We start from the raw sequence: 25,525 nt of genomic DNA, 5'->3' as shown, positions 1-25,525 counted from the left end.
ATATCGGAGTCGGTAGAAAGCTATAATAAGAGTCGGCCGCATATGGCCCTAAAATACAAAACGCCCGATGAGGTTCATCGAGCGTTTTAATGTCTGAATAAGTGTCAACCTATATCAGGACTAGTCACGATGACAAAAAAGAGATCTTAGGGCCGCTTTAGCGCTCTCAAATGATCAGTAGAGCAATAATAATCACCGCCCATTTTCCCTACGCTGTCTAACAAGCTTTGGTCTATTTGACCCCCTTCTATCAAGCGATCATCAACCACGACATGAATCACATCCAACAACACTAAACAACCGCCTCCTGGCTTCTCCGTTATCCGAATCACTTCACGTAATCGACACTCGTAGCGCACTGGTGCTTTAGTCACCGACCATGGCGCCACACTATAGCTAGGCTGATGCTCAACCCCTACGCTCACAAACTCGCTAACGTCTGAATCTAAATTCGCGCATGTCGCATTCATCACTTCTAACTGCTCAGATGTCACGATATTCACGACGCACTCTTGCGTAGCAATTATATTGCGCAAGGTATCCTTATCCTTGCCCGTTTGCGGAGTTACTTGTGTAAAGCTCAAAACTGGCGGGTTGACGCTGGCTACACTGAAAAACGAATATGGCGCTAAATTCTGAACACCATCGGCAGATAACGTGCTGATCCATGCAATCGGGCGAGGCGTGACGCCCCCGACCAGTAAGCGATACATACTTTGAGTATTCAACTCTGTTGCCTTGATATCCATACCTATTCCTTACCTAATAATCTAATAAAACAAGTCATCATATCGCCAACGACTGAACACTTCATAATAAATCACTTAACCACGAAATTATCGTAGCTTTTGACCACGGTCGAAGCTACTATGCGCGATCTTTTTTTTATGCCCATTTGGAGACGGCTACCATGTCGGAAAACGCTCTATATACTGATTTGTCGATTTACTATGATCTCATGTGTGTAGATATTAATTATCAAGCACAAAGTGACTGCGTACGTCGAATACATCAGATATTTGGCAACCAGGGTACACGCTATTTAGATATCGCTTGTGGAACAGGACCACATATTCAGCATTTTTTAAACTACGGCTATCAAAGCCAAGGGATCGACCTGAACCAACCCATGCTTGATCAAGCAAAAGTTCGCTGCCCAGAAGCCAGCTTTACCTTGCAGAACATGTGTACATTTGAAATAGACCAGCCTGTGGATTTAATCACCTGCTTTCTCTACTCCATACACTACAGTGGTGATATCGAGCCTCTAAAAAATTGCATAGCCGCCGTTGCGCAAGCGCTACAAAAAGGAGGAGTGTTCTGCTTTAATGCCGTAGATAAACGCCTTATCGACAACACACTTTCTACAGCCCACTTTACTTACCATAGCGGCAGCCGATTTGATTTTCGTTCGGGGTGGCACTACGAAGGTTCAGGCTCAACTCAAACATTACAACTCAGCATACAAAAGACGACCGGCGAACAAATAGAGTATTGGCAAGACCAACACCCTATGGTTGCTATCAGCTTTGCTGAGTTAACCACTCTTTTAGAGCCCGCTTTTGACGTCACCATCTTGGAACATGATTACGATAGCCTACAACCATGGAATGAGATATCAGGCAATGCACTGTTTGTTTGCGTAAAGCGATAACCTTCACAACTCTGCAATCTAAATCCGTTACAAATCGTATTCACTCCAACTGTGGCGAATACAATGCAACGATCTCAATTACTGGATTTATTGCGACTCTTGGCAATTAGCCTAGTGTTCTTAGCCCATTTTGGGCAACTGTTTGATAGCACTGCCGGGCAATTCTTTGGCATCAAAAATTTCTACTATGTTAGCCTCGGCGGTATGGGTGTCTCCATATTCCTAGTCTTATCTGGGCTATTGGCAGGGTTAACCGACCTCACTAAACCCATAGGCTACTTTCGATATTTATGGAAAAAACTGTGCCGCATATACCCAATCTATTGGTTAACCATCCCTGTCACGATATTGGGATATGTGCTAAATGGCCTAATTATAGACGGAAGCTGGCCCACGCTATTCCCCAATGGTTTTATTTGGGATGGCATTGGAAGCGTAACCGGCTTTTACGCATGGTTTGGCCTGTGGGGTGGTCCGTATAACCCGCCTAGCTGGTTTATTGGCTTAATCATACCGCTATATGCCATCTTTCCAATGTTAGCCGCTTGCATCAAACGCGCTCCCAATGTGACTCTCATTATCTTATTGGCTATTAGTATTATCAGTCGCTGGTACATTGGACAATACGGCCTTCCGTTCATAGAAACCTCAATGATTGAGGACGTTGAAAGCTGGCTCTATCGGCAATATGGGTTTATGCCTGGTCGACCTGGCGATTGGTTCCTTCTCTGCAGACTCTTTGAATTTGGGCTCGGGGTTTGGGTCGCACTCAAAGTTCCTACGTCATTCTGGTATAGATGGCGTCTTGGGCGCGGCAGATTACTGGCTTTTTTATCCGACCTCTCATTCCCGCTATTCCTTTTGCATTACCCATTCTTATTCATCGCCTTATGGTGGACAGACCTAGGGATGAATCACACCTTAGCCATCACCCTACTCACGCTGCTACTCATTGTCGGAGCGCAGGGAATAATGCGGTTAGAGAAACGATTGAGATAAGCTCAGCTCTGTAAAAAAGGGCTGCCAGAGCAGCCCTTTACCATCTCAGTTAGATTTCGCTAAGCAATCCAAACCTGTTGAACATTGACAAATTCACGAATGCCCTGCGGCCCAAGTTCACGACCATAGCCAGAACGACCAATACCGCCCGATGGTAAGCGAGGATCACTCTTAACAATGCCATTAACAGCTATTTGGCCCGATTCAAGTTGCCTGACAGCGGCATCAATAGAAACTTGGCTTTGCGTCCAAATACTTGCTCCTAAGCCATATTCTGTCGCATTTGCAAGCTCAAGCGCTTCGTCCAGCGAATCAATGGCCATCACGCTCAGTACGGGACCAAATGTCTCCTCTTCGAACGCTGCCATGCCGGGTTTCATGTCCACCAACAACGTTGGTGGATAAAAGAAGCCACTTCCTTCAGGCAGCTCCCCCCCCACTAAACAACGAGCCCCAGATGCCAGAGACTGTGTAACTTGACGATGTAACTGATCCCTTAGATCCGCTCGTGCCAAAGGTCCAAGGTTATTCTCCTCATTCGCCGGATTGCCGAACCGCAATGCTTGAAAACGCTGTGTTAGCGCATCACACACTTGCTCATAAATGGATCGCTCAACGAACAGGCGTTTGACCGCAATACAAGATTGGCCTGCATTGATCATGCGCGACAAAGTAATGATATCTAATGCTTTATCTAAATCGGCATCCGCCATCAAAATACAAGGATCCGAGCCCCCAAGCTCCAGTACTGCGGGTTTCAAACCACTCGCCGCTTGCGCCGCTATAATTTGACCTGCTTGACTTGAGCCCGTGAAAGACACCGCTTTAACCCGCGGATGATCAATCATCTGCTTCGCGACATCATTTACCACGGCAAGGTTCGCAACGACAGATTGAGGGGCGCCCGCATCATAAAAGCAATCCACCAACGCTTTCGCTGTCGAAGGTACGTTAGGGTCCGCTTTCAGGACACAGGTGTTGCCTGCCATCAGTGCAGGCGCGAGAAACCTCAGAGCTAGCCATACTGGCGCATTCCAAGGCAAAATCCCGAGCACTGTTCCAAGCGGCGGATACTGCACATAGCTATGACTGGCATCCGACTCTAAGGTTTCAGGCGCTAAAAACTGCTCTCCATGCTCGGCGTAGTATTCGGCGCACCAAGCACTCTTCTCAACTTCTGCCAAACCTTCCTTAATTGGTTTCCCCATCTCCAACGCCATCGATTCTGCTAGCGCTTGCTTTTGGTTCCGCAATTCAGATGCAACGGAGTATAGAAGCTTGCCACGCTCACCAATGGGGGTGACGCGCCATTCGCGAAAGCCATCTGCCACGCGATCAATCACTTCATTCGCTTGTGACGCTGAAAGCGAATCCATCTGCTCGAGCAATTCGCCTGTCGTAGGGTTCGTCGCTTGCAACATAATCGACTCCTTCTAGCTGGCCGCTTTTTGAGAGCGTTTTGGTTTAGAGGTTTTCGAATCAGCCTCTGCGGATGAAGATCCACCAGCTGATGTATCATTGGGTAATTCTATCGCCTTTGGCGCTTCAGCCGCCGCCGGCTTGACGACAAAGTCGTGATCCAAATTGAAGAATGAACGACAACCGTCATCGGTGATTTCGATCGTGTCAGAAATACCGCAGGTTTTATCGCCTTCAATTCCCCACATCCAAGGGATCATATGGAATGTCATTCCCGGCTTAAGTACCGCAGAATTACCTTGTTTTAAGCTAATGATGTAGCCTTCATCCCAGCTTGGTGGGAACGCAATACCGATAGAATAACCAGAGCGGGTAATGAGACTCGCACCCACTTGATTGTCCATAATGATGTTGCGCACCAGATTATCAACATCCGACACAGTCATCCCAGGCTGTACCACTCGATGTATCTCTTTCAAAGCGCGCTTCATAATTTCTTGCGATTGGTACATCGCGTCTGAAAGCTCACCTAAGATCACGGTGCGCATCATCGCCGTATGATACCGTCGATAGCATCCGCCAACTTCTAAGAAGACATGTTCATTCGGCAGTACAGTACGCCCTTCAAATGTGGCGTGACCGATCATTGTCCGCGGGCCAGAGGTGACATAAGGCATAACAGCGGGGGTTTCACCACCAGCGCGAAACATCGCGGCCGAAATTTCAGCGGCAATTTCATTCTCTGTGATCCCCGGCTGACAGATCTCGATTCCAGCTTTCATACCCGCTTCGGTAGCGAGCGCCGCTCGGCGCATTACAGCAATCTCCTCTTGGGATTTGCAGATCCGCCCTTCTTCAACAATCCCAAAACAATCCATCAATTTGGCGTTCTTTAGCGTCGTATGGATACAGTCTTGCTGATAGGCTGGGAAGAAATAGCTGTTACGTTCGTAGCCAATCCGCTTGTCACTCAAGCCAAACTCACGCAAGGCGTCCACCAGCATCTGAATCGCATCACCTGTATCTGGGTAGGGGCGTGTTAGCTCCACCCAAGTTCGAGCATGAACGTTGGATTCCTCCAGCGATCGAGTGATCATGAATGGCTCTTTCTCAAGTGGAACCACAAGCGCCTGAAAAAACGAGTACCCTGTTGTTTGGTAATCAGTCAGATAGGCAATATTCTCTGGATCCGTAATGACCACTGCATCCAAGCAACGCTCAGCAATGCGTGCACGTAGCTCACCTAGTCGGCGCTGAAACTCTCCAAATGTAAACGTCATGTCATCGCGTTCAATCATGCGGCCTCCTCCATAACAAAGCGCACAGCATCTCTTAAAATCGTTAAGCCTTCTTGTAGATCAGACTCAGGAATCGTTAGCGGCGGAATGATTTTCAACACACGACCACCACTACCGCAGGCACCCAGCATCAAACCTTGCTGGAAGCAACGCTGTACGACTTTGGCTGCAACCTCACCGCTGCCGACATCTAGGCCTAGAATAAGTCCTCGACCACGTAATTTTTTAACGCTGCCCTCTTCTACCAATGGCGCTAACACGGAGCGTACAACGTTGGCTTTTTGACCAACTCCATTCATCAGTTCATCATCTTCGAAATAGGTTAGTGCTTCACGCCCAGCGATGAACGATAGGTTTTGCCCACGAAAAGTCCCGGTATGTTCACCTGGAGACCAATGCTTATCCAAATCAGGGTGTACCAAGTTCATGGCCATAGGAGTACCTACACCACCAACGCCTTTTGCTAGCGTGACGATATCTGGGGTAATGCCCATACCGTCAAAGCTAAAGTATGATCCAGTACGACCACAGCCGACTTGAATGTCATCAACAATCAAGATTGACCCAAAGTCTTTCGCTAGTTTTTCTAGCGCTTGCATCCACTCCGTACTGGCAACATTAACCCCACCTTCGGCCTGAATGGTCTCGACCATAAACGCTGCAGGAGGTTTTACACCGCTCGAAGGATCACGATACAAATCGGCTAACTGTTGCAGAGCCTGCAAAGACGCTTCAGGGTCATGTGGATGCTCGAATGGCTCATGACTGACATGTAAGAGCGGCACGCCCGACGCTTGACGAAAATATTCGTTCGCGGTCGCCGCTAACGCGCCAAGCGTCATACCATGAAAGCCTTGACCAAATGCAATAATTTCATAACGGCCTGTCGCCTTACGCGCTAGCTTCATTGCTGCCTCAACAGCGTTAGTGCCTGTTGGCCCCATAAATTGCATACGATGAGGCATGTTCCGAGGAGCAAGTACAACATCGCTAAATTTCTGCATGAATTCAGCTTTCGCTTGTGTCTGCATATCCAAACTGTGCAGTACGCCGTCTTTTTGCATGTAATCGATCATGGCTTGAACCATGCGATCGTTATTGTGGCCAAAATTAAGCACGCCTGCTCCAGCGAAGAAATCAATGTACTCCTTACCCTTATCATCTACCTGACGAGAGTTTTTTGCCGTAACAAAAACCGTTGGGTACGTGCGAGCATAGGCCCGAATATTGGATTCTCGTTGTTCAAAAATACTCATACCGCCTCCTAAAATAGCAGTCTGGGTGGGTTAGGAATGACGCAAACCAGCCAATTGGCTGAACCAACGGCACACATCTGCGATCAGTCGATCATTGAAATCATAATGAGGACTATGACACGGGACATCATGGCCATCCCCATCATCGCTGCCGATTAGGGCAAACGCACCAGGGATAGCTTGTAAGTAATAACTAAAGTCCTCTGAGGCCATAATGGGCAGTGCCTGACCGTGATTGAGGGCTTCATCGCCGTATAAGGATGTCCACACTTGCCTCGCCTGATTGGCGGGAGCTTCATGGTTAATGGTTGCCTGATATCGCGGCTCATGGAAAACTTCACAGGAGACTCCGTAGGCCGCCGCTGTTTGTGTGGCAACATCCGAAATATGTTGGTTAATCTGCTCTCGAGTCGCCTCGTCCGGAACGCGAATACTGCCAGAGAGGGACGCCGTCTCAGGGATAACGGTTGGCGCTGACCCACCGTGCATTTCGGTGACACTGATGACGGCTGTCGCTTGAGGTGCCACACGGCGGCTCACTATTTGCTGCAACGCAACGTTGACGGCACTGGCAGCGAGCAAAGGGTCCGCGCACAACTCTGGCTGGCTGGCATGGCCACCTTTCCCCTTAAACTCAATCCGAAACGTCCCGTTGCCACACATAACAATGTCGCTGGGGCAAGCAATCGTGCCGTAAGGAAGCGCGGGCCAGTTATGCCAACCATAGATCACGCCCACCCCATCCAAAGCAGCATCTTTAATCATCTCACGAGCGCCATGAAACCCTTCTTCAGCAGGTTGAAATATCAATACAACAGGTTGAGGAAGCTCTGCTTCGTGCAATTTTAACCAGCGTGCAGTGGCTAACAACGTCGCAGTATGTCCATCATGTCCGCAGGCATGCATACAGCCCTCGTGAACAGATTGCCATGCAACACCTGTTTGTTCATGAATCGGCAGCGCATCCATATCACCACGTAGCGCAATCGCTTTTCCCGGTGCATCTTTATTGATCCACGCAACCGTTCCTTTATCGGCACATTCGCGCCACGGGATTTGTAACGTATCCAGTTGCGCACGAATCACTGCCGCAGTATTCGTCTCTTGCCAACTTAATTCTGGATGCGTATGAAGCTTTTTTCGTAGCGATTCCGCAAAAGCAATGGTTTCTTCCCATGCATTCGACATGAAGAACTCCTAGAAACAAAAATTAATGCGTTATGGCTTTGTAGATGAGTTAAGTAGTAATGAAGGAATTAGGCTTTTGCAAGTAATATTGACAAGAAAATTAATTAGAACTCAAAATATAAAAGCTAAATATCAATAAAAAAACGCTCAAATCAAGAACATAGAAGAATATTCAAACTATAAGAAAACTTCGATTTTCATTATTTTATTCTCCCTGAAACTCGCCCCAAGATTGGACATTAGCGCACTAAAAACAAACATTTAGAAGAATATAACTCCAACTTAAAAAGTTACAATACTAATGTTTAGATATGAAAATAAATTATTTACCTAAGATCAGTTGGTTTATTAATAATAAATACGAGAACGCTCCTGACTATTTAGATCGAATATTTCAAACTCGCTTATTTACCAGCCATAAAAATTGCTTATCTAAACCCCGAATGACCAAAGAAATACGCTCAATTTAAAATCGATGATAACTATTTGATCCATTATTTGATCAATCTTAATTTGATGTTTTTAGAACATTCGGAAAGTAACGGGGTAATGTTCGATGGGTGAGGATTGCCATTCCTTTACAGGGTGATAAGAACCAAACGACAACTCTCTGCCGCATAGCTTTGTACTTAAAAATAGCAGCCGAAGATCAGTCTCAAGTATCTGAAGAGATTAACTACCGTGTCGGGAATAAAACACTACGCTTCTAATAGGTGCTTTTTATGCTCTGGTTTGACGTTCCAACCAATCCAAAAACACTGCCGCATCTGGTGGCAAATCACGCCCTGACCGATTCACCAGATAGAAAGACTCGCTGGCCGGAACGCGCAAGTCATCAAACAATTCGACTAACGTTCCTGAAGCTAGGAGGTCTTCTACCATGGAAGACCGAGCCAGAGCGACACCCACACCTAACTCGGCAAGGCGTAGCGACGCTAATAAAGTATCTAGCTGCATACCTCGAGCGGCCTGAACGCCTTCCTCATTGACCATCGACAACCAATATCCCCAACCTTCTTCATACCCCATTACATGCAACAACGTATGCTGGGCTAAATCTTTAGGAACTTGGATCGGTGATCGCTCTAACAACTCAGGCGCACATACAGGAAATAAGGTATCCCAACTTAAACGATGAGAAATATACCCCGGCCATTGACCATTCCCCCAACGAATTTCAAAGTCATCATCCGCTTCAGTATCTTTGACCCATAGGGAACTGATGTAGCGAATATCAATATGTGGATGGAGCTGATTAAACTGCGCTAAGCGAGGGGCAAGCCAATGCACAAAGAACGACAAGCTGCCACGTATTTTTACGGTTGAACGTTGGTCTTGATTAAACAGCTCATTAGTCGCCGCTGCCAAACGCGATATCGAATCTTGCACCACGGGTAGATATGACATTCCCTCGTCGGTGAGAGCCAAACCTCGTGGTAATCGGCGAAATAGGGCAACCCCTAAGTGTCGTTCTAACAAACGTATTTGCTGGCTTACCGCACCTTGGGTAAGGTGCAGCTCTTGTGCTGCCTTAGTGAAATTCAGACTACGGGCAGAAATCTCGAATGTGCGAAGCCAATTTAAAGGTGGAAGGGTCTTTTGATTCATTTGGGCACTCAGACCAAGGGGATCTTGCTAGCAAAGATGCCTAGAGTACCTGACCTAAAAAACGTTGCAAGCGCGGATGAGAAGAATCAAAGAAGCGTTCCGGCGTCTCCTCAAAGACTAACTCACCGTCTTCCATAAACACCACACGGTCTGCCACTTCACGGGCAAAGCCCATTTCATGAGTCACTACGACCATCGTCATCCCGTCTGATGCGAGACTTTTCATAACGTCCAGCACCTCACCAACCATTTCAGGGTCAAGTGCGCTGGTGGGTTCATCAAACAACAATACTTTAGGTTTCATTGCCAGTGATCGAGCGATTGCCACACGCTGCTGTTGACCACCCGACAAACGCGACGGATAACTGTCGATGCGATCATGCAACCCCACCCTGTAAAGTAAATCACGCGCATCTTGTTCCGCTTCTGCTTTTGCCTGTCGGCGCACTTTAACTGGCGCTAACATGACGTTACCGAGCGCCGTTTTATGAGGAAACAAATTAAACGATTGAAACACCATCCCGACTTCTTCTCGCACTTTATTGATATTCGTGTGCTTATCAGTCAAATCGACACCATCAATCGTAATATCGCCGGCGGAAATGCTCTCTAACTGATTCAACGTGCGTAAAAAAGTAGATTTACCTGATCCACTTGGCCCTATGATCACCACAACCTCGCCCCGATTGATGTTCAACGAGACATTCTTTAGTGCATGACAGCCGTTAGGGAACACCTTATTAACGCCATTGGCTTGTATTAAATGTGTATTAGTCACTGGCTGCTAACCTCTTTTCCAGTCGCTGAATTGCCCAAGACAACACGCCTGTCACCAATAAATATAAACCTGCCACGGTGAACCAAACTTCAAATGGCGCAAAGCTGCCGCTGACCACTTCACGCCCTGCTTTTGTCAGATCTGTGATCGAAATAACAGACACCAAAGACGAGTCCTTAATCAAATTGATAAATTGGCCTGCCAAGGGAGGGAGTGTCCGCTTCAACGCCTGCGGCATCACCACATAAATCATAGCTTGGGTATAATTCATCCCTAAAGATCGTGCTGCTTCCATTTGACCAGGTGAAACGGACTGGATTCCCGCTCTAACAATCTCAGCGACATAAGCTCCCGTAAAGATCGACAATGCAGCGACTCCTGCCGTGAAACGATCTAAGTCGAAGACGGTACCGATAAAAAAGTACACGATAAATATCTGCACCAGCAGCGGCGTACCTCGGATAACCTCTACATACGTCACTGCCAAGTTGCGCCACACTTGACCCTGAGCCACACGCATTAGACCAAACAGCACACCCAGCACTATAGAAAAGATCAATGCCAGACACGAGAGTTTGATGGTGACCCATAAGCCTTCTGCGATGGGACCAAAACGCCAGCCTTCAATACGCGCAATTGTGTCGCCTTGAAAGATCAAATCACCCTCTCGAGCCACCAGCTGATCATACTCAGACACAATCTGAGGGTCACCACCAAAATCGGGGGCAATGCTGAGCGTTCCCTTCGCATCAATAACGGCCGTACCGTCGGAGATAGCAACGATATCTTGCGCTTCCGTGTTAATGACATAAGGCCAGAGTCGTTCCCAGTGCCATGTATAATTTATTTTTTGTCCCGCGATATAAACGCCGGAGATCAAAGCAGCCATGATAACAAGGTACAACCCATGGCCGACCCAGCGGCTAGATAGTGTTTGCATGCTTTCTCTTAAATAGAAAAGAGCCTAGAAAATATAGGCCCTTAATAAACAACAATCAGGTTAGTAATTATTGAACGCTTTCGACCCAAGCATCAGATTCAAACCACTTATGGTAGATACGGTCGTAGGTCCCTTCTTTTTTGATCTGAACAAGATAGTTGTTTAGGAAGTTTAAAAAATTGGGATCATTTTGGCGGATTGCCCAGCCCAGTGGCTCGTAGGTAAAAGACTCACTGAAGTGTACTACAGTGTCTTTATGCTGCGCCGCGTATAAAGCGTTGTAAGGTAGATCGTAGACAAACGCATCGGCTTTACCATTGGCAACCTGAAGCACCGCATCAGCGGATGTTTCATATAGGTCTAGTTTTGCTTTCGGGAAAAATTTCTTGGCCGCTTGCGCCCCCGTGGTACCGATTTGGGAAGCAATGGTGTACTTGGCATCATTCAACGCTCGCGCATTATCAATCTTGCTTGCCACTTTTGGACTTACCAGAACAGTTTGACCGATTTCTAGGTAAGTATCCGCAAACATCACTTTCAAATTACGTTGCGGAGTAATTGCCATACCACCAATGATGATGTCGCACTTACCCGTTTGAAGTGCTGGAATAATGCCATCCCACGCAGTATTAACAGGGGTGAATTTAACATCCATTGAACGTGCCATATGTTTCGCAATATCAATATCAAAGCCAATAAAACGACCATCTTTGGTTTTCATTTCGAATGGGATGTAACCCGCCTCGAAACACACTTTCAGCTCGCCTTGAGACAAAATGTTATCGATCGCAGATTCGGCAGCATTAGCAAAACTCGCAATGAATATGCCTCCCGCCGCGACAGCACTGGTTAATGCTTTCTTCAGAGCTAACTTCATGTGGTTCCTCATTGATGGTGTTTGAGTGGGCGAGCAATAGAAGCGAACACCCGCCTAAATTGGCGACACAATATAACGAAATTGATAAAGGAGTAGTAACTACAGGATCTAGGTCTTAGACCTATCTTTTTTAATGGCTAATTGGGGAAATAAGGAGAATAAAACGATTATAACCAAATAGATTAAAGTTTGACCCATTTATACTAATTAAACTGATTTTATTTTTTTGTATGCATCGCTAGAATGTGCGCCATTTTAAACGCGTTAGGATACGAACATGAAAGCAGTGACAATTTTAGATGGTGGCATGGGTCGCGAGTTGGAACGACGCAATGCGCCGTTCAAGCAACCTGAATGGTCGGCGCTCGCAATGATGGAGGCCCCTGAAATCGTTAAAGATGTCCACCGAGCCTATATCAACTCGGGCTCCCGTGTCATTACTACAAACAGCTATGCGCTAGTTCCCTTTCATATTGGCGAAGAGGTCTTCGCAACCCAAGGCCAAACCTTAGCGGAACAGTCAGCGATTGTGGCTAGACAAGCGGTGAACGAAAGTGAAGAAGACGTGCGTGTTGCAGGCTCATTAGCACCACTTTTCGGATCGTACCGAGCTGACCTGTATAACGCTGAACGCGCTGCTGACATCGCGCGCCCTTTAATCCAAGCACTTGCTCCGCATGTGGATCTCTGGCTAAGCGAAACGCAATGCCTGTTGGCCGAAACACTCCTGGTCAAATCTCTTGTGGATGAGCTAGATAGCGACCGTAAACCATACTGGGTCGCTTTTACACTGGAAGACTTAGAGCCAACATCTGAGCCACTCTTACGTTCTGGTGAAACCGTAGCAGAAGCCATTCATACCATGCTTGACGTCAATGTCGACGCAATACTGTTCAATTGCTGCCAGCCCGAAATTATCGCCGACGCCATCACTATCACCAAGCAAATCGCAGCGGAACGCGGTGCCGACATCGAAATCGGGGCCTATGCGAACGCCTTTCCTCCACAATCAAAAACAGCAACCGCGAACGACGGTTTAGACGAGCTTCGCGATGACTTAACACCTGACTCGTACCTTACATGGGCAGAAAAGTGGCGTGAACTGGGTGCCACACTGATTGGCGGCTGCTGTGGGATTGGACCAGAACACATCGAGACGCTTAGTAAACGTCTATAAACCACGCTACCAGTCATAGAATGACGCTTCATAACCCTGTTAAGCTCCCCTTAACAGGGTTTTCGTCTTTAAAGAGGCGCAAAAAAACGTTCTTTTTTAATCCGCTAACCGACTTTCACACTTACTATATACGCACAGATCACTACATTAGCTTACAGCATTACATAAGCATATCCTGATATTATTAACTTTACGTAGTAGAGTTATCAGTATTTAAAGCCTAAAACGAGGCGCACATTAGCTTCAGATCCTATAAAAACAACTATAGTGAACCGATTAAATTAATATAGAGAATTGTTTAATTGAAGCCTATTCGTCATATTTTGAGTACTTGTACTCAACCCAACATGAACAAGCTAGACCGTGGTGTTCGCTTCACTCTAGGTCTCGCTCTAACCGCTATTAGCCCAATGGGCTATGGTCTATTAGGCGACGATATAATTGGTTGGTTTTTCGCCCTATTTGGCATCGCTAACATCATCTCTTCATTGATCGGATGGTGCTTCATGTATTCTCTGGTCGGGCTAACAAGCCTTGCTGGTTCTGATGATGATCAACAAAACATTGAGCTTGATTTTGCTTCACTTAGAAAAAAGGCAATCATTGGTTTTGGCACAGTCTCTGTATTAATCAGTGCTTTTTTCATCAGTGAAGGGTATCAATCTAGTAAAGAAACCGTTCAAAGCGTCGAGCTAAATCACCTCCATAGCAACGCAATCTATGTCATCAATGACGTGGAACACATTTTAGATAACGACAGCAGCACCGCTGCTACAAGCAACGCTCTACTCGATTCAGGACTACTAAATAAGTACTTTTTGGCTGATACGCCCATTTTTATTGCTTTGTTAGGACCCGATGGTTCATGGGTACTGCAAACCAAAAATAGTGGAGACAGTACCTTTGAGCAAATTCTGAACGCTCTTAAAAATCGTAGTAGCGAATTCGCTCATAATGTGGTGTCAAACCAGAATCACTCCTCCCCTCTGTACGACTTAAAAAGCCTTCATAAACATTACTTATCAGTTGGAGATCAGCAATATGCTGTCATTCATCATGATATCACCACGTCAAAGTCGACGAACGTTCGCTTATTCATCGGCGAGCAAAGCCAAACTGAAGCCGTGCTTGATCGTGTCCTCACTCGGATGGTCGTGTCTTCTTCCATTGTCATATGGATTGCCATATGGGGTGCGGTCGCTGTTGCATACTTTATCTGGAAATATGTCGAGGGCTCGAATAGACGTGCTATAAACGCTGCAAATACGGACTCTAGAACGGGGCTGTTGAACGAGCGGGCTTTACGGGAAATATTCTCAAATAATGACTTAATACAGCCTTCACTCGAATACACGGTTTATGCCGCTAAATTCCGAAATTTATCACAAATATTGGCGAATAATAGTTCCATCATTCTTTCCCAAGTGTTGCATCAGCTAGCGACTCGAATAAAAAATGAAATAACGTCGGACACGATTGTTGGTTGCCTCAATGACAGTACGTTCATCATTGTCGCGAGGCCAGAGCAAAGGGATGACATAAACCATTTCAAACGTCTAATTAACGAAACTCAGCACCTTGATAATTATCGCTTTTCTCTCGAACCTACAGAAGTAGAGTTAAGCTATCCGAATGACGTCAGTGATTTTGAGAACCTGTTGTCATCCATCTCTACTCTCATCTACTATGCTAATCATCAGCGTTTGGCCTACTTACGCTTTCAAGACGACTTAATTCAAAATAGTCAAAAAACGTCTAAGTATTCAAGTGAGTTAAAAACAGCCATAGAAACCAAACAGTTCGAGTTATATTTACAACCCAAAATAGACATGACAACGGGCGAGGTACTCGGCGGTGAAGCACTGATACGTTGGAACCACCCTCAGGACGGGTTATTAACACCGTATCACTTTCTTGACTTGGTGGAGCAAAGCAATATGCGCTCTGCATTTGCACTGTTTGTTGTCAACGAAGTCTGCTCTCTTACCACAGACCTGCAAAGCAAAGGCTACATGCAGCCATTATCGTTCAACTTGAACGGCTATGATGTATTTGATCCAAGTGTAATTGAAGCGTTGGAGAGTGTTTCTCAGAAGTTTTCATCCCATCAGTACATAATGCCTGAAATCGAACTGACAGAGTCAGAAACAGCCATTGATGTCGAGCGCATTGCGACCCAATTACACTACATTTCCAGTTTGGGATTTAATATTGCCTTAGACGATTTCGGTACAGGCATGAGCTCCTTTTCCTACTCCCATGCTCTGCCGATAAACACCATTAAAATTGACCGTTCATTTGTGCTCGAGTTGGATGAATCCAGCAAATCACATATTCCAATAAGAGCTATCCTATTTCTTGCGAAAAATTATGGTTACGAGGTCGTGGTGGAAGGAGTGGAAACGCAGCAACAGGTCGACATACTTACCAACTTAGGTTGCGCTGTTTGCCAAGGATACTTTTACTCTACTCCTGTTACCTATACAGAGTTTATCGCTATGTTACCTGAATCCAAACAGCACTAATGGACAGTACCATCACACCCGTTGCATAGTCATAAGAAAAGTGCCCATCAGCTTGGCATAGAAATTGTTTAACAAACTGACCATGCTTTGATAAAAGGACGATCATGAAAATCATCAACGCTCGACTGCGTCACCAAGACACCCTCTTCACCATCGAATGCATGCAAGGCGTGTTCAAATCGATTACCTCACAGACTGACATCTCATCTGAGCCTTGTGATCTAGACGCTCAACAAAGACTAGTCTGCGCACCTTTTATCGAACCACACATCCACCTAGATGCGGTGCTCACTGCGGGTGAACCACGCTGGAACAAAAGCGGCACCTTGTTTGAAGGTATCGAATGCTGGGCGGAACGCAAGCAACAATTGACACACGACGATGTTCAAAATCGAGTACTTAGAGCGGCTGAGCTGCTTATCAGCCACGGTGTGCAACATATTCGTACCCATGTGGATGTCACCGATCCAGATTTGACGGCGTTAAAAGCTATCGTTCCGCTAAAAGAAATGTTGGCACCGTATTTAGATTTACAGATTGTGGCATTTCCCCAAGAAGGAATCTTGTCCTATCCCAATGGTAAGGCCCTTATGGAGCAAGCCATAGAGATCGGTGCAGACGTAATCGGCGGTATCCCACACTTTGAGTTCACGCGCGAATACGGTGTCGAATCCATGCGCTGGGTGATTGAATTGGCTCAAAAACACAACAAACTAGTAGATGTACACTGTGACGAAATCGACGACGAGCAATCAAGATTTTTGGAAGTACTCGTCACGGCAGCGCTGGAAAGCGGCTTAAAAGAGAGGGTGACAGCGAGCCACACTGTCGCCATGCATTCCTATAACAATGCCTATTGCTCGAAACTGTTTCGTTTATTAAAACTGTCCGGCATTAACTTTGTGTCCTGCCCTACCGAAAACACTCATTTACAAGGGCGATTTGATACTTTTCCCAAACGACGAGGTATCACTCGAGTAAAAGAAATGCGCGATGCGGGGATTAACGTTGCCCTCGCTCAAGACTCTATCCAAGATCCTTGGTATAGCCTCGGTAACGGCAAGCTACTGCGCCAAGTAGATTTCGCCCTCCATGCCTGCCATATGATGGGTTACGATGATTTTTCAAAGGCCCTAGACTTCATCACCAACAACAGTGCAAAGGTACTGCATATCAGTGATCATTATGGCATCGACATAGGCAAGCCTGCCAACTTTATCGTACTCAATGGTGCAGACGACGCAGACGTCATACGAGAACAGGCCGACGTGCTTTATTCAGTTCGTGGAGGAAAGGTCATTATGGAAAGACAGCCTGCGCAAGTAACATTAAGGCCTAAGTTAATTTAAAGTCTCGTTGACGCTTAAAACTAACGTATTTGATAAGCCCATAAATTACTCTATGCTTACTTTCTAATATTCTTGCCAAGGTAATGTTTGCATGACTCCTACGCCACCTCTCGATCAATCTATTGTTTACAAAGTAAACCAGCTCATAACAGCGGATCAGTTTATTGAATTGTTAGCCAAGACTACGTTAGGTGAGCGTCGTCCATTGAATCAACCGGAAACCATAGTTGGGATGCTAGAAAACTCTAATTTGCTCATCACTGCATGGCAAGGTAAACAACTGGTTGGCGTAGCACGTTCAGTCACTGATTTTGCTTTTTGCTGTTACCTATCCGACTTAGCAGTCGACCCTCATGTGCAAGCAACAGGTATTGGCAAGGCTCTTATACGGCTCACCAAAGAAGCGGTACCAGATAATTGCTCTCTGATTCTATTATCAGCGCCGCAAGCAGTAAATTATTACCCTAAAATCGGTTTCACTGAGCACCCTAGCGCATGGATGCTGACAAATATTGAAGACTTAAAATGATTGTAAAACAGAAAGTTTAACGTATTGGCCTCCTAACTAAGCCAATTACAACCTTGCATTTTCGATACATTCTCAAATTCGCTGAACCCTTTTATCCTGTAATTACCTCCAGATCTATGGAGCCGCCACAAGATGCCTAAACAAAAAAAAGTCTATATAGCCTTGATCATATTATCCTTATTGGCTTCTTTGTTTTACCCCGCGTTAGCGTCTACTACCCATTGGTTTCAGCCTAAAGCAGGAACCACGTGGCAATGGCAATTGCAAGGTAACCTCAACACACGATATGACGCCGAGGTATACGACGTAGACTTATTTGATACAGATGCCAAGCAAATCCAATCTCTACAACGGCAGGGGCACAAAGTGATTTGTTACTTTTCAGCAGGGTCTTTTGAAGATTGGCGTAACGACATTCAGTCTTTTCCCAAACGATCCATAGGGAAACCTTTAGACGAATGGCTTGGAGAGCATTGGCTAGACATCCGTGATAAGCAAGTCTGGCGAGGGATGCAAAATCGTTTAAAACTTGCAGCCCAAAAAGGATGTGATGGCGTCGAGCCTGATAACGTCGATGGCTATCAGAACAACACAGGCTTCTCATTAACCACCAGCGATCAACTACGCTTCAACCGCTTTTTAGCGCAAAGCGCCCATATACTTAAGCTGTCCATTGGTTTAAAAAATAGCCTTGGATTAATTCCAGAGCTAGTGAACGACTTCGACTTTGCCGTTAATGAAGAATGCATGGAATACCAAGAGTGCCATCATTTAAAGCCATTTATTGATCAAAACAAAGCGGTATTTCATGTTGAATATCATGCGCGCGATAACCTCTGTCAGTACGCTCACACTCTCAAATTCAGCACGTTGCTTTTGCCACTTGAGCTGGATGACAGCTTTCGTGAAAGCTGTCTATAAACCAAAAAAAACCTCGGACAATGCTCAATTACGCGAATCTAAATACTTCTCCATTATGAAGTTTTCCAGCGTTATGCCACCTCTTATTAGCTCATTCTTTTTAACGACGGCAAATCCTTGCTTCTCGAAAAATGGTTTCGCAATCAGAGACGCTTCAACATATAAGCGTGTTAAGTTTCGCTTTCGAGCTTGCGCAAGTACGTGCTTATAAAGAGACGTGGCAACCCCCATTCCTTGATAGTCTGGATGAGTATAGGTGCAGTCAATGTGTCCATCATCGTCCAATTCAATAAAGCCCGCTACAGACTGGTTGATGATCGCAACATAGGGCTTCTTCTGATTAAGACGAGCGAACCATTGCTCATAATTAATCGGCTCAGGTGCCCACACTTGTTTTTGCGCTTGCGAATAGATTGATGAATCAATTGCATGGACGGCTTGATAGAATAAATCAGCAATCTCTCTAGCGATCGTTTCTGAATAGGGATGTATATCCATATGAATCCTTACCTTTATCAACGCGATTATCCCCAACGCCCCCTTACTAGGTCATTTCACCCATTTTTTTAGAATGCGTTCTAAATCATCGAGATTAATAGGCTTACCCAAGAAATCGCACATCCCCGCTTCTGCACACTGTTTCTTATCATCCTCAAACACATTAGCTGTTAGCGCAATAATCGGGACATTGAGATAACTCTCCATTTTCTTTATCTCTTTGGTTGCTTGAAGGCCATCAATGATTGGCATCTGCATATCCATAAAGATAAGGTCAAAGGAGTTGCTATTGCATAGGTTGATGGCTTGATCACCATCCTCAGCGATGGTGATTGCCCCAACACTTAGCGTGTTAAGAAATCCCTTTATTACGATTTGATTGGTCTTGTTATCTTCGGCAACAAGTATGTTTAAATCTGAGTAGTTATTATTATTTTGTTTTTTCACATCTAGTTCATTCTGATCAGTTAACTTTTCGAGATCACATTTTTCGGCGTGGATTGTAAAGGAGAATTTTGAACCTTTATTAACTTCACTCTCTACATTAAGTACGCTCCCCATTAACGCTAGCAACTTACTGGTGATGGTCAACCCAAGACCAGTACCACCGAATTTTCGAGTAATCGAAGTGTCTGCTTGTGAGAAAGCTTCAAAGATTTTTTCAACTCTGTCTGGCTCAATTCCTAAACCAGTATCCTCTACGCTAAATTGTAGCGTTAACTTATTATCCAAGCTGGATATTACGTCTACGCTAAGAGCAACTTTTCCTTGATCAGTAAACTTTATTGCGTTACCTAACAAGTTCATCAATATTTGCTTTATTCTTGTCTCGTCGCCGATGAAAATAATATTGTCATGAATAGGGCATGTTTGAATATATAAATCTATGCCCTTCGCATCGGCTTGCGCTCTAAACAAAAGCTCTAGATCACGTAACATATTTTTTAAGTCTACAGACCGATGTTCAAGCTCAATTTTATCGGCCTCAATCTTACTCAGATCTAGAACATCATTAATAATGACGAGAAGACTTTCGCCAGAAGACATAATAATGTCGAGCATTTCTTTTTGCGACTCGGCTAAATTCGTGTGAGAAAGTTGCGATGCCATCCCTAATATGCCATTCATAGGTGTGCGAATTTCATGACTCATATTCGCCAAAAATTCGGATTTCACTTTAGACGTATGTTCTGCAGCCTTCTTTTCTTTCTCTAAATCTATACTTACATCTCGGAATCGACTGGCCGCCTGCGCTAGTACTCCAATCTCATCTTGTCGATTGGTGTGACTAATTGTCGCCGACAAATCACCTTTAAGAAATCGACTAAAACTCGATGTTAATCGCGTAATCGCTTTCGTCATATAAAGGTGAAAGAAAAGTGCTAATAAGAATAAGTAAAGCACGATAGCAATACTAATAAGATTCATAGTATTTTCTGTCGTTGATATGCTCTGACTAGCAATACTCTTTATGTCTTGCAGTCGGGATTGTGAGTGCTCTCTTAGTTCGTTCGCTAACGTTCCAAATTCAATCGCATCCCCTGCCATGACAACATTTACGAGATTAAAATAGTTTCGATTAACTTGCACACTTTTGGCAAAGGAGGTTCTATATTCTTTTGCCAACTCGTTTAATTGTGTAGATGCTTGTTCTTGCCCTACAAAATGACTGGAAGAAATTTTTCTTAGAGTGGAGGATACTTCTTTTCTTTTATTATATTCTTTCTTGGAGAGAAACAACCAAGCATTACGATGCAACATGTGCCAGAGATTGATTTCTTCTACGATTTTAAGTTTTTGCTCTACCGTTGGTGCGGATTTTTCTAAATCATCAAGCTGATGAATCGCTGTTTGATAAATATTTTCTAATACGACCTCTATCAGTTCTTCTCTTGATTTATAAAGCGAAGACAAAACATCTAAATTACTCCCTAGTTGAGATACCAGTTGTGATAAAGCATTAATATGTTCCCGCTCATGTTTAAGCGTATCTACATCATATAGAGCATTGAGACGCGTCTGTATATCTTGAAAGTTTTCATTTATTTTTTCAAATACCGCATCACTACCGGATGAGCTGTATACAGAAACATCTCGTTGAATTTCAATAATGTCTTTATTTATCCGAATAATCGAGGTGGTATAGCTGCTAATCTCGGTGACATTATCCATTGCCACTTCAATACTATCGAGTCGCTGAGACATTACGACATACGTTACAACAAGCGTCACAACAACAAAACTAAAGGCTAAAGCGACTTTTGCCGCGATAGAGCGCGCGAAGATAGTAATCAAATTCATTCCTTAAGCATTGAGTAACTCGTACCATTTATCTAAGCTGTAATCATAGTTTTGCATGACAGTATTCCACACAGCAATATTTGATAGGCGGGAAACGTAACTGCCACCATGCCTTAACTCCCCCGCTTTCACCGAAATATTACCATCGGTGCCGCGCAAATCTGTGGCCGCTTCTTTTCCCTCGTACCAATAATCCCATTCTGCCTGAGACATCAAGCTTTGACTGCGCTGGGGGTTTGAAATGTAATAACCTTGGCGCGCAATAAACGCACCAGGATATCCCGATAGCCACCAATTCATGTAGGCATAGGCAGCTTCTTTGACCTCCTCACTGACATTCGAAGACAAGCACATCACCCCATGCCAAGCACGGTACCCCTCTTTGGGCGCTGCATAAACAACTGGTATTCCTTGGCCTCTGCACGCACTCACCGCCGGGGAAAACATACTTTGAATATTCACTCGCCCTGATTTCATGAAGTCTACCGACTGCGGAACCGACGTCCAGAACCCAGAAAAGTGACCCTGTCTCTTTTTCTGAAGCAGAATTCCGAACAGCTGATCTATTTCCGCAATCATCATGTTACCGATGTCTTTAAATGTCATTAGACCTTGTGCTTGAGCGGCTAGCGCCGCATCAAACACACCAATGGTCGGTGCATTGACCAGCCCTACCTTCCCTTTGTTTCGCTCGTCTAGCAGCCACGCCCAAGACTCTGTTTCATAGGCGATGCCCTCAGGTATGTGTTGAGTGTTGTATCCGAAGGAGTCGACGTTATGAACATAGGGCATAAAACTAAGCTGCTTCGTGGGATTGGCGCCTAGTGAACCATCTGGCTGTATATAAATGATTTTATTTGGTGCATCACCTGCTCCAACATGAGAACTTTCCACTAATTTACCTGTTTTAGTCAGGTTGTTAACTTCATGCCAATATCTTAGCCGCTCTGTTTCAATTGGCTGTATCGATCCGGCTTGCCACAATATATTGATCGAATCAGACCAATGCTCGTACAAATCAAACGAACTGGGGTCGGATGACGCCCTTTGCAGCAGGGCAGCGTCCCCCAAAGGGGTAAACTCAAGATTAATCCCAAGCTCCTTCATCGCTCTTTGACGAAGCTCTTCTTGCAAGGTGACATGAGTTCCCATCACTCTTAACGTAACGACTTTCTTGGAATAAACGTATGGGGCTTTGAGTGCAACGGTCGACATTGCAACGCCCGCTCCGAGAGTGCGCAAAAAGCTTCGGCGATTGAGTAATTCACTCATAATTGCTAGTCCTGTCCCTGTATTTATTATGACTTTGAGTATAGTTTGGAAACCTAGGAATAAGAAAGGCAAACACACCTATGTGCATCTGCAAGATGCGCCACAGTCTCCGATAGACGACTCCACAAAAGCAGCGCGAGCTTAGCTGCTTAGCATGTTTCTGAGACGCTTTCGATTGACCGCTATCCGATAGCCCAGAAGCGCGGCAAACACCAAGGAGAATATGATGGCAAGGGAGGTATCACTTTTTACCTGCCACCACAGATGTGCTCCGATAGCGATCGCAGCAAGATAAACAAGGCGATGTAAACGTTTCCAATTGCGACCGAGCCGTTTCATCATTTTTTTAGTACTTGTTGCGGCTAACGCAAAAAGGATCGCCAATGCGAGGACACCCGCGTAGATATAGGGTTTCTCAACCAGATCAGATCGTATCCATCGCCAACTTAGCCCAGCAAACAAGATCAAATAGATCACCAGATGCAGCACAGAATAAAAAAACGCGGATAACCCCAAAAAGCGCCGATAACGTGACAGCACTCTGAAACGCTGTAACGACATTAGTGGAGTCACTGACAATGCGACAGCGACAAACACACAAGCCCAAATCCCACTTAATCTCATCAACAGCTTCCCAGGATCAGGAAAATACTGACCTAACAACAGCGAGCCAAACATCCATAAAAACGGCAATAAAAACACAATTAGTACAAAAGGCTTTTCTTTACGATCCCAGAATGCTCTCACGTTAATAATTCTTCTTCAGATCCATACCAGCATACAAATCAGCGACTTCCTCTTCGTAGCCATTGAACATCGCCGTTTCGATCACATTTGGAAATAATACGCCACTCGGCAACCGACGCTCTTCTTTTTGCGACCACCTTGGGTGATCCACTTGTGGATTCACATTGGCATAAAAACCATATTCATTGGGCGCCAGTGTGTTCCACGTGGTGATTGGCATCGTTTCAACAAAGCGTATTTTGACAATGGATTTAATACTTTTAAAGCCATATTTCCAGGGTACAACAAGCCTGACAGGAGCACCATTCTGATTAGGAAGAATGCTTCCATACATCCCCACACTCAGTAACGCTAGCGGATTCATTGCTTCGTCGATACGTAAGCCTTCACGATACGGCCAATCAATTGATCTACCGCGCTGTCCTGGCATTTGCTTCGGATCTAAAAGCGTTTCAAAGTACACATACTTCGCCTTTGACGTGGGTTTGAATTTTTTCAGAACGTCTGCGAGGGGAATCCCTACCCAAGGAATAACCATGGACCATGCTTCCACACAGCGAAGTCGGTAGATTCGCTCTTCCAAAGCGGCTTGCTTGATGATGTCGTCTAGTTCAAATACCCCTGTGACCTCTGCCTCACCTTCAACAGTAATGGTCCAAGGGCGCGTCTGTAGCGACCCAGACTTCTCGGCAGGATCGTCTTTGCCATAGCCAAATTCGTAGAAATTGTTGTAGGACGTCGCAACATCATAAGGGGCCACGGTTTCACCGCTGCCATATGAGGTTTCAGCAATATTGTTAAAGGCTTTCTCTAACGGCTGTGGTGGTACTAGCGGGTTTCCCGATTGCAGCGCAGCAAAAGCATTCCCTAACCCTAACCCTAATGCCGTGCCACCCGTGACTTTCATAAATTGGCGTCGGTTGAGATAGACCGATTGGTCCGTCACATCATTTTCAGAACAATCAGATCGTTTTTTATGCTTTATCAACATCGCATTATCCTCATTCGGTCACAGGATTGACCAGTATAGTACGCGTTTGTTCAATTAATGTAGAAACACAGCATTGACTAATCACACTCACGAGGCGGCGATAAACTGTTTAAAACAATGAGAGAACTCATAATTCCATTCTCCTCGGGCATACCACTACGTTTCCCGACTACGATACAAGTGAGTTTGCTCTAGTCGATATTCCCCCAAGAGCCCCACACGCACATCCGCATCTGCGTCTAATCGCCTTTCGCCAACCACTTAAATGACTGCGCCAAGAATGTATCGGTATTTTCCCTTACAATTTCACCGTGCGCCATCACCAGTATTTTAGGATTCCAAGCAAGGACTTTATCAAGATGGTGGCGAGCATCGGCTTTACCAAACATAAAACTAAGACGCCAATCCAACGGAGTTTTACCGTGAGGCGCTAGAATCCCAACACCTTTAGCAACACCCTTTTGCCAATAATTAAAGCTCTTACCAGAAAAATTCTCGACCAGATCGGTCACAATCAAAGTCTCTGAACCTTTATGGAAAAACACACATTCTTCCATAAGAGGTGAGCCTGAAAACAACTCTTGGTCAATGCCTTCCGCCCAAGGCCAATTAAGCTCGTCATTCAACGACCCTGTGAACACAAGGTCATCGCGTTTTTTGATCACCTCGTTGGTGCCGTAAACGCCCGCATCAGGATAATGGTCAATCCATTCAGATAAAAATAGATGGTGCAAATGGTTGGGCGCGATCAGGTAGGCCACATTTCCCAATTTCTGTAGTTGAGCTTTAATTGAATTCGTAAGACTAATGGGGCTATGCACCCACAGTTCCTCATTCGATAGTCTGACAACCGTCATCCGAGTGGAAAATGGCAACCCTAAGAATTGGACCGTGTCACCATCGAATATCCATATTTCATCTGCGAGCTTATCCATCTGCCTCCCCCATCCGAATACGATTTTATCTGCGGCTAAGTTAGGCTAACTACTTTACTCTTAATAACCCTATCGCGATGCAAATGGCGCCGCCAACCATACCAATCCACGCTTCTACTGGCGTGTCACCGCTTATTGCTCGGCCGATTTGAGAGCCCGCTGAATCATAAATATTGTAGCCCCACAAAGCCAAAGCCGCCCCGATGATGATCAATACAATACCAATAACCTTAGTGTTCATTGTGTGTCCTTAGTCTTAAAAA

General features: G+C 45.2%; 24 protein-coding genes. 8 read left to right on the top strand and 16 right to left on the bottom strand.

Annotated elements, in window-relative coordinates:
• Nucleotides 1-90, top strand: a 90-nt coding sequence (locus tag DN730_RS14630; protein WP_147290586.1) for an integrase core domain-containing protein, incomplete at its 5' end; no start/stop codon positions are given.
• A 56-nt stretch (nucleotides 91-146) separates the two neighbouring features.
• Here the strand turns inward: DN730_RS14630 and DN730_RS14625 are convergent.
• On the bottom strand, nucleotides 147-749 hold the full coding sequence (locus DN730_RS14625; protein WP_115468891.1) for a flavin reductase family protein: 603 nt from the start codon (nucleotides 747-749) through the stop codon (nucleotides 147-149).
• A gap of 161 nt (nucleotides 750-910) precedes the next feature.
• On the opposite strand from DN730_RS14625, the gene DN730_RS14620 reads away from it, so the two are divergent.
• A complete protein-coding gene (locus tag DN730_RS14620) occupies nucleotides 911-1,654 on the top strand; it encodes a class I SAM-dependent DNA methyltransferase (protein ID WP_115468890.1) in 744 nt (247 codons plus the stop codon).
• A 63-nt stretch (nucleotides 1,655-1,717) separates the two neighbouring features.
• The gene (locus DN730_RS14615; RefSeq protein WP_115468889.1) at nucleotides 1,718-2,653 is read left to right on the top strand and encodes an acyltransferase family protein; all 936 of its coding nucleotides are present in this window, start codon (nucleotides 1,718-1,720) and stop codon (nucleotides 2,651-2,653) included.
• A gap of 59 nt (nucleotides 2,654-2,712) precedes the next feature.
• On the opposite strand, the gene DN730_RS14610 is transcribed toward DN730_RS14615, so the two are convergent.
• From DN730_RS14610 to DN730_RS14575, 8 genes are all read right to left on the bottom strand, one after another.
• Nucleotides 2,713-4,074 carry an NAD-dependent succinate-semialdehyde dehydrogenase gene (locus tag DN730_RS14610; protein WP_115468888.1) on the bottom strand — a complete coding sequence of 454 codons (1,362 nt, stop codon included), beginning with the start codon at nucleotides 4,072-4,074 and terminating at the stop codon, nucleotides 2,713-2,715.
• A gap of 12 nt (nucleotides 4,075-4,086) precedes the next feature.
• Nucleotides 4,087-5,370 carry an ectoine hydrolase gene (doeA, locus tag DN730_RS14605; RefSeq protein ID WP_115468887.1) on the bottom strand — a complete coding sequence of 428 codons (1,284 nt, stop codon included), beginning with the start codon at nucleotides 5,368-5,370 and terminating at the stop codon, nucleotides 4,087-4,089.
• On the bottom strand, nucleotides 5,367-6,626 hold the full coding sequence (locus DN730_RS14600) for an aspartate aminotransferase family protein (RefSeq protein WP_115468886.1): 1,260 nt from the start codon (nucleotides 6,624-6,626) through the stop codon (nucleotides 5,367-5,369). Before DN730_RS14600 ends, doeA begins: the two co-directional genes overlap by 4 nt.
• A gap of 30 nt (nucleotides 6,627-6,656) precedes the next feature.
• Nucleotides 6,657-7,814, bottom strand: a complete 1,158-nt coding sequence (doeB2, locus tag DN730_RS14595; protein WP_115468885.1) for a N(2)-acetyl-L-2,4-diaminobutanoate deacetylase DoeB2 — start codon at nucleotides 7,812-7,814, stop codon at nucleotides 6,657-6,659.
• A 720-nt stretch (nucleotides 7,815-8,534) separates the two neighbouring features.
• Nucleotides 8,535-9,422 (bottom strand): LysR substrate-binding domain-containing protein, encoded by an 888-nt coding sequence (locus DN730_RS14590; RefSeq protein ID WP_115468884.1) that lies wholly within the window; start codon nucleotides 9,420-9,422, stop codon nucleotides 8,535-8,537.
• A gap of 40 nt (nucleotides 9,423-9,462) precedes the next feature.
• Nucleotides 9,463-10,200, bottom strand: coding sequence for an amino acid ABC transporter ATP-binding protein (locus tag DN730_RS14585; RefSeq protein WP_115468883.1), 738 nt, complete (start codon nucleotides 10,198-10,200; stop codon nucleotides 9,463-9,465).
• Nucleotides 10,193-11,140, bottom strand: coding sequence for an amino acid ABC transporter permease (locus tag DN730_RS14580; RefSeq protein ID WP_115468882.1), 948 nt, complete (start codon nucleotides 11,138-11,140; stop codon nucleotides 10,193-10,195). Before DN730_RS14580 ends, DN730_RS14585 begins: the two co-directional genes overlap by 8 nt.
• 67 nt (nucleotides 11,141-11,207) lie before the next feature.
• The gene (locus DN730_RS14575) at nucleotides 11,208-12,017 is read right to left on the bottom strand and encodes a transporter substrate-binding domain-containing protein (protein WP_115468881.1); all 810 of its coding nucleotides are present in this window, start codon (nucleotides 12,015-12,017) and stop codon (nucleotides 11,208-11,210) included.
• 277 nt (nucleotides 12,018-12,294) lie between these two features.
• On the opposite strand from DN730_RS14575, the gene DN730_RS14570 reads away from it, so the two are divergent.
• The 5 genes from DN730_RS14570 to DN730_RS14550 all read left to right on the top strand — a co-directional run bounded on the left by DN730_RS14570 (nucleotide 12,295) and on the right by DN730_RS14550 (nucleotide 18,518).
• On the top strand, nucleotides 12,295-13,194 hold the full coding sequence (locus DN730_RS14570; protein ID WP_211313888.1) for a homocysteine S-methyltransferase family protein: 900 nt from the start codon (nucleotides 12,295-12,297) through the stop codon (nucleotides 13,192-13,194).
• Between the two features lie 347 nt (nucleotides 13,195-13,541).
• Nucleotides 13,542-15,719: an EAL domain-containing protein gene (locus DN730_RS14565; RefSeq protein ID WP_115468880.1), complete on the top strand. Its 2,178-nt coding sequence runs from the start codon at nucleotides 13,542-13,544 to the stop codon at nucleotides 15,717-15,719.
• A gap of 104 nt (nucleotides 15,720-15,823) precedes the next feature.
• Nucleotides 15,824-17,068 (top strand): cytosine deaminase, encoded by a 1,245-nt coding sequence (gene codA / locus DN730_RS14560; protein ID WP_115468879.1) that lies wholly within the window; start codon nucleotides 15,824-15,826, stop codon nucleotides 17,066-17,068.
• Nucleotides 17,069-17,159: 91 nt separating this feature from the next.
• A complete protein-coding gene (locus DN730_RS14555; protein WP_115468878.1) occupies nucleotides 17,160-17,597 on the top strand; it encodes a GNAT family N-acetyltransferase in 438 nt (145 codons plus the stop codon).
• A 132-nt stretch (nucleotides 17,598-17,729) separates the two neighbouring features.
• A complete protein-coding gene (locus tag DN730_RS14550) occupies nucleotides 17,730-18,518 on the top strand; it encodes an endo alpha-1,4 polygalactosaminidase (RefSeq protein WP_115468877.1) in 789 nt (262 codons plus the stop codon).
• 24 nt (nucleotides 18,519-18,542) lie between these two features.
• Here the strand turns inward: DN730_RS14550 and DN730_RS14545 are convergent, their stop codons facing one another.
• The 7 genes from DN730_RS14545 to DN730_RS14515 all read right to left on the bottom strand — a co-directional run bounded on the left by DN730_RS14545 (nucleotide 18,543) and on the right by DN730_RS14515 (nucleotide 25,503).
• Entirely contained in the window at nucleotides 18,543-19,016 is a 474-nt protein-coding gene (locus DN730_RS14545; RefSeq protein ID WP_115468876.1) for a GNAT family N-acetyltransferase, read from the bottom strand.
• 51 nt (nucleotides 19,017-19,067) lie between these two features.
• Nucleotides 19,068-21,311, bottom strand: a complete 2,244-nt coding sequence (locus DN730_RS14540) for an ATP-binding protein (RefSeq protein WP_158541221.1) — start codon at nucleotides 21,309-21,311, stop codon at nucleotides 19,068-19,070.
• Between the two features lie 9 nt (nucleotides 21,312-21,320).
• Nucleotides 21,321-22,589, bottom strand: a complete 1,269-nt coding sequence (locus DN730_RS14535) for an ABC transporter substrate-binding protein (protein WP_115468874.1) — start codon at nucleotides 22,587-22,589, stop codon at nucleotides 21,321-21,323.
• Nucleotides 22,590-22,730: 141 nt separating this feature from the next.
• Complete coding sequence (locus tag DN730_RS14530) at nucleotides 22,731-23,336, bottom strand: protein-methionine-sulfoxide reductase heme-binding subunit MsrQ (RefSeq protein WP_245957980.1); 606 nt, start codon at nucleotides 23,334-23,336, stop codon at nucleotides 22,731-22,733.
• Between the two features lies 1 nt (nucleotide 23,337).
• Nucleotides 23,338-24,327, bottom strand: coding sequence for a protein-methionine-sulfoxide reductase catalytic subunit MsrP (gene msrP / locus DN730_RS14525; protein ID WP_115468873.1), 990 nt, complete (start codon nucleotides 24,325-24,327; stop codon nucleotides 23,338-23,340).
• A gap of 239 nt (nucleotides 24,328-24,566) precedes the next feature.
• Nucleotides 24,567-25,262, bottom strand: a complete 696-nt coding sequence (locus tag DN730_RS14520; protein WP_115468872.1) for a DUF4336 domain-containing protein — start codon at nucleotides 25,260-25,262, stop codon at nucleotides 24,567-24,569.
• Between the two features lie 49 nt (nucleotides 25,263-25,311).
• Nucleotides 25,312-25,503, bottom strand: coding sequence for a DUF3185 family protein (locus DN730_RS14515; protein WP_115468871.1), 192 nt, complete (start codon nucleotides 25,501-25,503; stop codon nucleotides 25,312-25,314).
• Nucleotides 25,504-25,525 lie beyond the last annotated feature (22 nt).

It is taken from the genome of Marinomonas piezotolerans (assembly GCF_003362755.1).
In the GTDB taxonomy this organism is placed as follows: domain Bacteria; phylum Pseudomonadota; class Gammaproteobacteria; order Pseudomonadales; family Marinomonadaceae; genus Marinomonas; species Marinomonas piezotolerans.
The sequence above is the reverse complement of the archived record's forward strand: the minus strand, read 5'-3'. Positions and strand labels throughout refer to the sequence as shown.

Bases quoted from the DNA above. Each gene is read 5' to 3' on its own strand.
- DN730_RS14615 (WP_115468889.1), top strand. From the start codon at position 1,718: ATGCAACGATCTCAATTACTGGATTTATTGCGACTCTTGGCAATTAGC.
- doeB2 (WP_115468885.1), bottom strand. From the start codon at position 7,814: ATGTCGAATGCATGGGAAGAAACCATTGCTTTTGCGGAATCGCTACGA.
- DN730_RS14515 (WP_115468871.1), bottom strand. From the start codon at position 25,503: ATGAACACTAAGGTTATTGGTATTGTATTGATCATCATCGGGGCGGCT.
- DN730_RS14555 (WP_115468878.1), top strand. From the start codon at position 17,160: ATGACTCCTACGCCACCTCTCGATCAATCTATTGTTTACAAAGTAAAC.
- DN730_RS14600 (WP_115468886.1), bottom strand. From the start codon at position 6,626: ATGAGTATTTTTGAACAACGAGAATCCAATATTCGGGCCTATGCTCGC.
- doeA (WP_115468887.1), bottom strand. From the start codon at position 5,370: ATGATTGAACGCGATGACATGACGTTTACATTTGGAGAGTTTCAGCGC.
- DN730_RS14520 (WP_115468872.1), bottom strand. From the start codon at position 25,262: ATGGATAAGCTCGCAGATGAAATATGGATATTCGATGGTGACACGGTC.
- DN730_RS14580 (WP_115468882.1), bottom strand. From the start codon at position 11,140: ATGCAAACACTATCTAGCCGCTGGGTCGGCCATGGGTTGTACCTTGTT.
- codA (WP_115468879.1), top strand. From the start codon at position 15,824: ATGAAAATCATCAACGCTCGACTGCGTCACCAAGACACCCTCTTCACC.
- DN730_RS14575 (WP_115468881.1), bottom strand. From the start codon at position 12,017: ATGAAGTTAGCTCTGAAGAAAGCATTAACCAGTGCTGTCGCGGCGGGA.
- DN730_RS14535 (WP_115468874.1), bottom strand. From the start codon at position 22,589: ATGAGTGAATTACTCAATCGCCGAAGCTTTTTGCGCACTCTCGGAGCG.
- DN730_RS14590 (WP_115468884.1), bottom strand. From the start codon at position 9,422: ATGAATCAAAAGACCCTTCCACCTTTAAATTGGCTTCGCACATTCGAG.
- msrP (WP_115468873.1), bottom strand. From the start codon at position 24,327: ATGTTGATAAAGCATAAAAAACGATCTGATTGTTCTGAAAATGATGTG.
- DN730_RS14570 (WP_211313888.1), top strand. From the start codon at position 12,295: ATGAAAGCAGTGACAATTTTAGATGGTGGCATGGGTCGCGAGTTGGAA.
- DN730_RS14545 (WP_115468876.1), bottom strand. From the start codon at position 19,016: ATGGATATACATCCCTATTCAGAAACGATCGCTAGAGAGATTGCTGAT.
- DN730_RS14565 (WP_115468880.1), top strand. From the start codon at position 13,542: ATGAACAAGCTAGACCGTGGTGTTCGCTTCACTCTAGGTCTCGCTCTA.
- DN730_RS14610 (WP_115468888.1), bottom strand. From the start codon at position 4,074: ATGTTGCAAGCGACGAACCCTACGACAGGCGAATTGCTCGAGCAGATG.
- DN730_RS14620 (WP_115468890.1), top strand. From the start codon at position 911: ATGTCGGAAAACGCTCTATATACTGATTTGTCGATTTACTATGATCTC.
- DN730_RS14625 (WP_115468891.1), bottom strand. From the start codon at position 749: ATGGATATCAAGGCAACAGAGTTGAATACTCAAAGTATGTATCGCTTA.
- DN730_RS14550 (WP_115468877.1), top strand. From the start codon at position 17,730: ATGCCTAAACAAAAAAAAGTCTATATAGCCTTGATCATATTATCCTTA.